Annotated in this window: 6 protein-coding genes and 1 pseudogene; 2 read left to right on the top strand and 5 right to left on the bottom strand. The window is 74.3% G+C overall.

Annotated features, from left to right (window positions below):
* From CCN29_RS32130 to CCN29_RS32110, 5 genes and pseudogenes are all read right to left on the bottom strand, one after another.
* On the bottom strand, positions 1 to 360 hold a 360-nt coding region (locus tag CCN29_RS32130), incomplete at its 3' end, for a CHAD domain-containing protein (RefSeq protein WP_442538612.1).
* Positions 341 to 2,707: an RNA degradosome polyphosphate kinase gene (locus CCN29_RS32125; protein WP_373297248.1), complete on the bottom strand. Its 2,367-nt coding sequence runs from the start codon at positions 2,705 to 2,707 to the stop codon at positions 341 to 343. The genes CCN29_RS32125 and CCN29_RS32130, both read right to left, overlap by 20 nt.
* 171 nt (positions 2,708 to 2,878) lie before the next feature.
* Positions 2,879 to 3,871 (bottom strand): ABC-2 membrane transporter-related protein, encoded by a 993-nt coding sequence (locus CCN29_RS32120; RefSeq protein WP_086686050.1) that lies wholly within the window; start codon positions 3,869 to 3,871, stop codon positions 2,879 to 2,881.
* Positions 3,868 to 4,787, bottom strand: a pseudogene (locus CCN29_RS32115) (ABC transporter ATP-binding protein). Before CCN29_RS32115 ends, CCN29_RS32120 begins: the two are co-directional and overlap by 4 nt.
* Positions 4,784 to 5,209: a GntR family transcriptional regulator gene (locus CCN29_RS32110; RefSeq protein WP_006133983.1), complete on the bottom strand. Its 426-nt coding sequence runs from the start codon at positions 5,207 to 5,209 to the stop codon at positions 4,784 to 4,786. The pseudogene CCN29_RS32115 and the gene CCN29_RS32110 overlap by 4 nt, the downstream one beginning before the upstream one ends.
* A 109-nt stretch (positions 5,210 to 5,318) precedes the next feature.
* Here CCN29_RS32110 and CCN29_RS32105 point away from each other — a divergent pair, with 109 nt between their 5' ends.
* Positions 5,319 to 5,870 (top strand): RNA polymerase sigma factor, encoded by a 552-nt coding sequence (locus CCN29_RS32105; protein ID WP_031023684.1) that lies wholly within the window; start codon positions 5,319 to 5,321, stop codon positions 5,868 to 5,870.
* Positions 5,867 to 6,661 (top strand): cupin domain-containing protein (locus CCN29_RS32100; protein WP_086686049.1); only part of this gene is annotated, 795 nt, incomplete at its 3' end. The genes CCN29_RS32105 and CCN29_RS32100, both read left to right, overlap by 4 nt.

The raw sequence follows: 6,661 nt of genomic DNA, 5'->3' as shown, positions 1-6,661 counted from the left end.
CGACATGGGCGGGCGCCGGGCCGCGGGGGGTGTCGGGGTCGCTGGGCCCGAGAGGCGGTGGAGGGCTTCCAGGAGGCGGGTGAGGCGGGTGGTGCAGGCGTCCTCCTGGGAGAGGGTGCCCGAGACCCAGGCGAGTTCCGGGCCGAGGGTCTGGGACCAGGCGGGGTCCAGGAGCGGCTGGTAGGTGTAGAGGCCCGCGCTGATCCTGCGGGCCGCGCGCCTCAGCGCGCGGGCCGCCTCCGCGGACTCCTCCGGTGTGGCCGCGCCCCGGTGGAGGCGCAGCGCGCGGAGGAACTCGGTCGCCCGCTCCCGCAGATGCCGGGCCAGGACGTCCGCCGGGTCATGGTGCTGCTGTGCCACGCCGGCGCCTCCGGGCGTCAATGAGCGTCTCCTGGATGTTGCGCAGGGGCTGGCCGTCCGCGTCCGTGGAGTGCCGGGTCCATTCGCCGTCCGCACCGAGGTGCCAGGACGCGGTGGTGTCGGACATCCCGGTCTCCAGCAGCCGGTTGAGGGCGGCCCGGTGCGCCGGGTCGGTGACCCGTACCATCGCCTCGATCCGCCGGTCGAGGTTGCGGTGCATCATGTCGGCGCTGCCGATCCACACCTCGGGCTCGCCGCCGTTGCCGAAGGCGAACACCCGTGAGTGTTCGAGGAAGCGGCCGAGGACGGACCGTACCCGCACGTTCTCCGACAGCCCCGGCACGCCGGGCCGGATCGCGCAGATGCCGCGCACCCAGATGTCGACCGGCACGCCGGCCTGGGACGCCCGGTAGCAGGCGTCGATGACGGCCTCGTCGACCATCGAGTTGACCTTGATGCGCACGTACGCGGGCCGCCCGGCGCGATGGTGCTGCGCCTCCTTGTCGATCCGTGAGATCAAGCCGTCCCGCAGGGACTTGGGGGCGACCAGCAGCCGCCGGTAGGTCTCGCGCCGGGAGTAGCCGGAGAGGCGGTTGAACAGGTCGGAGAGGTCCGCGCCGACCTGCGGGTCCGCGGTGAGCAGCCCGAGGTCCTCGTACAGCCGGGCCGTCTTCGGGTGGTAGTTGCCGGTGCCGACGTGGCTGTACCGCCGCAGCGTCTCGCCCTCCTGACGGACCACCAGCGACAGCTTGCAGTGGGTCTTCAGGCCGACCAGGCCGTACACGACGTGGCAGCCGGCCTCCTCCAGCTTGCGCGCCCACTTGATGTTGGCGTGCTCGTCGAAGCGGGCCTTGATCTCGACGAGTACCAGGACCTGCTTGCCGGACTCGGCGGCGTCGATGAGGGCGTCCACTATCGGGGAGTCGCCGGAGGTCCGGTACAGGGTCTGCTTGATGGCCAGCACGTCCGGGTCGCCGGCCGCCTGCTCCAGGAACGCCTGCACCGACGTGGAGAACGAGTCGTACGGGTGGTGCAGCAGCACGTCCCGGCTGCGCAGCGCGGCGAAGATGTCCGGCGCGGACGCCGACTCCACCTCGGCCAGGTCGCGGTGGGTGCCGGCGACGAACTTCGGGTACTTCAGCTCGGGCCGGTCCAGGCTGTGGATGCGGAACAGGCCGGTCAGGTCGAGCGGGCCGGGCAGCGGGTACACCTCGGCCTCGGAGATCTTCAGCTCGCGCACGAGGAGGTCCAGGACCTCGCGGTCGATGGACTCCTCGACCTCCAGGCGTACCGGCGGGCCGAAGCGGCGCCGCATGAGCTCCTTCTCCAGCGCCTGGAGCAGGTTCTCCGCGTCGTCCTCCTCGACCTCGAGGTCCTCGTTGCGGGTGAGCCGGAAGGCGTGGTGCTCCAGCACCTCCATGCCCGGGAACAGCTCCTCCAGGTGGGCGGCGATGACGTCCTCGATGGGGACGTAGCGGCCGGGGGAGCACTCCAGGAAGCGGGACAGCAGCGGCGGCACCTTCACCCGGGCGAAGTGCTTGTGCCCGGTGACCGGGTTGCGCACGACGACGGCCAGGTTCAGCGACAGGCCCGAGATGTACGGGAAGGGGTGCGCCGGGTCCACCGCGAGCGGGGTCAGCACCGGGAAGATCTGGTGCCGGAACAGGGTGAACAGCCGGGCCTGCTCCTTCTCCGCCAGCTCGTTCCAGCGGACCAGGTGGATGCCCTCCTCCGCGAGGGCGGGGGCGACGTCCTCGTGGTAGCAGGCGGCGTGCCGGGCCATCAGCTCGCGGGAGCGGGCCCAGATCATCTCCAGCACCTCACGCGGCTGGAGGCCGGAGGCGGAGCGGGTGGCCACGCCGGTGGCTATGCGCCGCTTGAGGCCCGCCACCCGGACCATGAAGAACTCGTCCAGGTTGCTGGCGAAGATCGCGAGGAAGTTCGCCCGCTCCAGCAGCGGGGTCTCGGGGTCCTCGGCCAGTTCGAGCACCCGCTCGTTGAACGCCAGCCAGCTGCGCTCGCGGTCGAGGAAACGGCCCTGGGGCAGCGGGACGGCGCCCTCCGTGAGCGCCTCCTCGTAGCCGTCCAGGTCGGCGTCGATGTCGGGTTCCAGATCGGACACCGTTCCGGCCACGGTGTGCGGCCGGTGCGCGGCGATGGAGCCCACGGAGGGCTGCGCGTGCTGGACCTGTGCCTGGGTGTTGGGCTGGCTCATGACCCCATTCTTCCGCGCGAAGGGCGTCACGGGCGCGTCGGAGAGCGCGGGTGGGAGCGGTGGGGGCCCTGAGGCGCTCCCGTACCGTCCGTTCACCCCGCTGGGTGAGGGATCTGGCGCGGCGGGTCGCATTCACCGAGCGTCGCAAGGCCGTCTGAATCCATGGTTACGGCGACATGACGTCCAGGGCAGCGGGCGGTGGCCCGCGGGGGTGTTCCGGCCGGGACACGACAAGGGAGGACGACCGGCGGACACGGCGAGGGGGCGCGCCACGCGGGCACGCCCCCTGCCGGATCCTGCGCGTCAGCCCCGCGCGGTTGCCGTGGTGCGGCGCACCACCTGGAAGGCCGCGTACGTCAGCAGGGCGGCGACGGCGAGCAGGATGCCGGAGGCGACCAGCTGGAGCGGCCAGTAGTGGGCGGCGGGATGGAAGTCCCGGTAGAAGCTGACGGCGCCCAGCTCGTCCAGGGTCGCGCGGCAGCTGTCCATCGCGCCGCTCAGACAGGGCGCCGCCAGCCGGTCGCCGTCGGCGGTCAGGACGCCCTCGCCGACATGGAGGCCCGATCCGGACGGGCCGGCCGTCAGGGCGCTGACCTTGGTGACCGGGGACCACAGATACGGCAGGGCGGCGTGCACGAGGGCCCACAGCACGCCGAGCGCGACGGTGGCCGTGGCGAGCGCGGCCATGGCCCGGCGCAGCAGCAGTCCCGCGAGGACGCCGAGGGCCAGTCCGGTGAGCGCGAGGGCCACCGGGACGGTGCCGTTGGCGTAGAAGGTGGCGGCGTCGTACCACGGCTTGATGGTGTCGATGCGGTGCTCGCCCGCCGTCCACGCCCTGCGGTGCAGCCAGGCCGTCAGGCCCGTCGCCGTGACGGTCAGCGCGGCCGGGAAGGTGAGCCGGGAGACCAGCCAGCGGACCGGCGAGACGCCCTGGGTCCAGGCGAGGCGGGCCGTGCCGGACTCCGTCTCGCGCCCGGTCAGCGAGCCGCCGGCCCAGGCGGCGACCAGGAACGGCACGACGAGCACGGCGAACGTCGTGTAGGTGTACAGGTCCTTGTAGAGCAGGATGGAGTCCTGGTCGTAGGAGCAACGCGGGTTGAAGCCGCAGGCGTTGAAATCCTTCCAGGCCCCCGCCGAGGCGTCGGTGAGAGGGCCGCCGAGCCACAGCAGCGCCGCGCCGAGCAGCAGCGTGGCCACCGTGCCGGTGACGAGGGCCGGGCGGTGCAGCCGCAGCAGCCAGCGCAGCTGGCGGGCCGCGGCGGGAGCCGCCGGGGTGGTGGTCAGGGCGGCGGTCATGCGGCGGCCTCCGTGGGCTCGGGCGCGGGGGTCAGGGCCGGGGCCGTGGGGTTGCGCAGGTAGGACAGGACGAGGGCCTCGAGGGACGGGGTGCCGGTGCGCCAGTCGGTGGGCAGCGGGCCGGCCGGGCGGATCAGCGCGCCGAGCCGGCGGCCGGTGGTGCGGGTCTCGACGACCTCGTGCGGCCCGAGGTCCGCCCCCGCGGGGGCGGTCACCCGGGTGTGGGCGGCGAGCAGGTCGTCGATCTCGCCGGCCAGCCGGATCCGGCCGCCGCCGACCAGCAGCAGGTGGTCACAGGAGTCCTCCAGCTCGGCGACGACGTGCGAGGACATCACGATGGTGGTGCCGTGGGCGGCGGCCTCGCCCATCAGGAGACCCATCAGCTCGTGCCGGGCCTGGGGGTCCCCCCAGGCCTTCAAAGCACTGGGGGAGGGTCGAGGTCGGCCATCGGCTCGTCGAGCAGCAGCAGTTCGGGCCGCTTGCCCAGGGCGAGGGCGAGCGCGACCCGGGTGCGCTGGCCGCCGGACAGGGCGCGGATCCGCCGGTCCGGGTCCAGATCGCCGCCGGCCACGACCCGGCGCGCGGTGTCCGCGTCCCAGCGGCCGGGGTTCAGGTCGGCGCCCATGCGCAGCGTCTCGGCGACCGTGAGCTGCGGGTACAGCGGCTTGTCCTGGTCGACGAAGCCCACCCGGGCGCGGACGGCGCCCGGGTGGGCTTCGAGCACGCGGACGGTTCCCTCGGTGGGCACGAGCAGCCCGGCGGCGAGCGCGAGGAGGGTGGACTTGCCGGCGCCGTTGGGGCCGACGACGGCGCACACGCGTCCGGCGGGCAGCCGGAAGGAACAGTCGCGCAGCGCCCAGGCGCGCCGGCCGAAGCGCTTGCCGAGCGCGTCCGCCTCGAGGGCCGGGACGGTCATGACGGGTCTCCCTGGGGGGTGTGCGCAGGCGCGGGGTGCGCGGCCTGCTGCGGATAGTGCGTCTCGATGACGGCGGTGAACAGCGCGGCGACGTCCTCCCGCTCCAGCCCGGACTCCCGGGCCCGGGCGGCCCAGTCCTCCAGCTCCGCGCGCAGCGGGGAGTCGGCGGGGGCCGCGCCGAGGGAGCGGCGCACGAAGGTGCCGAGGCCGCGCCGCGCCTCGACCAGACCCTCGCGCTCGAGCTCCCGGTACGCCTTGAGCACCGTGTTCGGGTTGACGGCGGTGGCCTCCACGACCTCGCGGGCCGTGGGCAGCTTGTCGCCGGGGGCCAGCATGCCGAGCCGGATCGCCTGCTTGGTCTGCTGCACGATCTGGACGTAGGTGGCCACGCCGCTGCGCCGGTCGATGCGGTAGTCGACCACTCGACAACACCCTTTCACTAATTGAGTAGTGAAAGGGTGGTGCAAGGAGGGTGCGAAAGTCAACCGCGAACGCGTGAACCGCTGGGCGGGCCCCGTCCGATGAGGAGACGTGAGCGAGATGAGAAGCGACGGCGAGCTGCTGCGCGCCGTCACGGCCGACGGCGACCGGCGCGCCTTCGAGGAGCTGTACCGGAGGTACGCGCCGTGGCTGGCCGCGCGCATGCGCACCCGGTGCGCCGACGCGTCCCTCGTCGACGACGTCGTGCAGGAGACCTTCCTCGCGGTGTGGCGCGGCACGGCCCGCTGGCACGAGGACGCGGCGGGCGCGGACGCCGCCGGCTGGCTGTGGCGGATCGCCTCACGCCGGCTGGTCGACGCGCTGCGCGGGGCCGGCGCGCGCGGGCGGCTGCGGCAGGCGCTGGCGCGGCTGCGGCACCGGGACGAGGTGTCGGCGGAGGAGCGCGTGCTCGCGGGGGTCGAGCACGGGGACCTCGCCGGCGCCCTGGTGCGGCTGTCGCCGGAGCTGCGCGCGGTGCTCCAGGCGACCGTGGTCGACGGGCTGACCACCCGTGAGGCCGCGGTCCTGCTCGGCATCCCGCCGGGCACGGTCAAGACGCGGGCGATGCGGGCCCGCAGGCAGCTTCGGGAGGCGCTGGCATGACGTACGAGAACACGCGCTGGCACGTGCCGGAGGACGACCTGCGGGCCTACGCGCGCGGCGGGCTGGAGCCGCCCGCGCTGTGGTCGGCCGACACCCACCTGACGGCGTGCGCGCACTGCCGTGCCGTCCTCGCGGGCCTCGGCGACCCCGTCGCCCTGGACGCCGGCTGGGAGCGGCTGGACGCCGAACTCGACGCGCCCCGGCCCGGGCCGCTGGAGTCGCTGCTGCTGCGGCTCGGCGTCCCCGGCCACACGGCCCGGCTGCTCGTCGCCACCCCGGCGCTGCGCCGCTCCTGGCTGGGCGCGGTGACGGCCGTGCTGCTGCTCACCGCGGCCGTCACCGCCGGGCACACCGAGGGCGGCCGGCCCACCCTCTTCCTCGCCCTCGCCCCGCTGCTGCCGCTCGCCGGGGTGGCGCTGTCGTACGGGCCGAGGACGGATCCGACGTACGAGATGGCCGTGGTCGCGCCCCTGCACGGCTTCCGGCTGCTGATGATCCGCACGGTCGCCGTGCTGGCCGCCGCGCTGGGCCTGAACGGCCTGGCCACACTCGCCCTGCCCGGGTACGGGCTGCTCGCCCTGAGCTGGCTGCTGCCCGCGCTCGCCCTCACCGCCACGGCGCTCGCCCTGTCGGCCCGGCTCGGCGCCGTCCTGGCGCCCGCGCTGACCGGCGGCGGCTGGGTCGCGCTGCTGCTCGCGGCGGACGCGGTCCGCTCCGGCGGCCAGGAGACCCTCGCCCCCTTCACCGCGGCCGGACAGGGCGTGTCGGCGGCCGTCGCCGTGCTCGCCGCC

Source organism: Streptomyces pseudogriseolus (assembly GCA_002154585.1).
In the GTDB taxonomy this organism is placed as follows: Bacteria; Actinomycetota; Actinomycetes; order Streptomycetales; family Streptomycetaceae; genus Streptomyces; species Streptomyces pseudogriseolus.
Note: the sequence above shows the minus strand (reverse complement) of the source record. Positions and strands in the feature narration are given on the sequence as shown.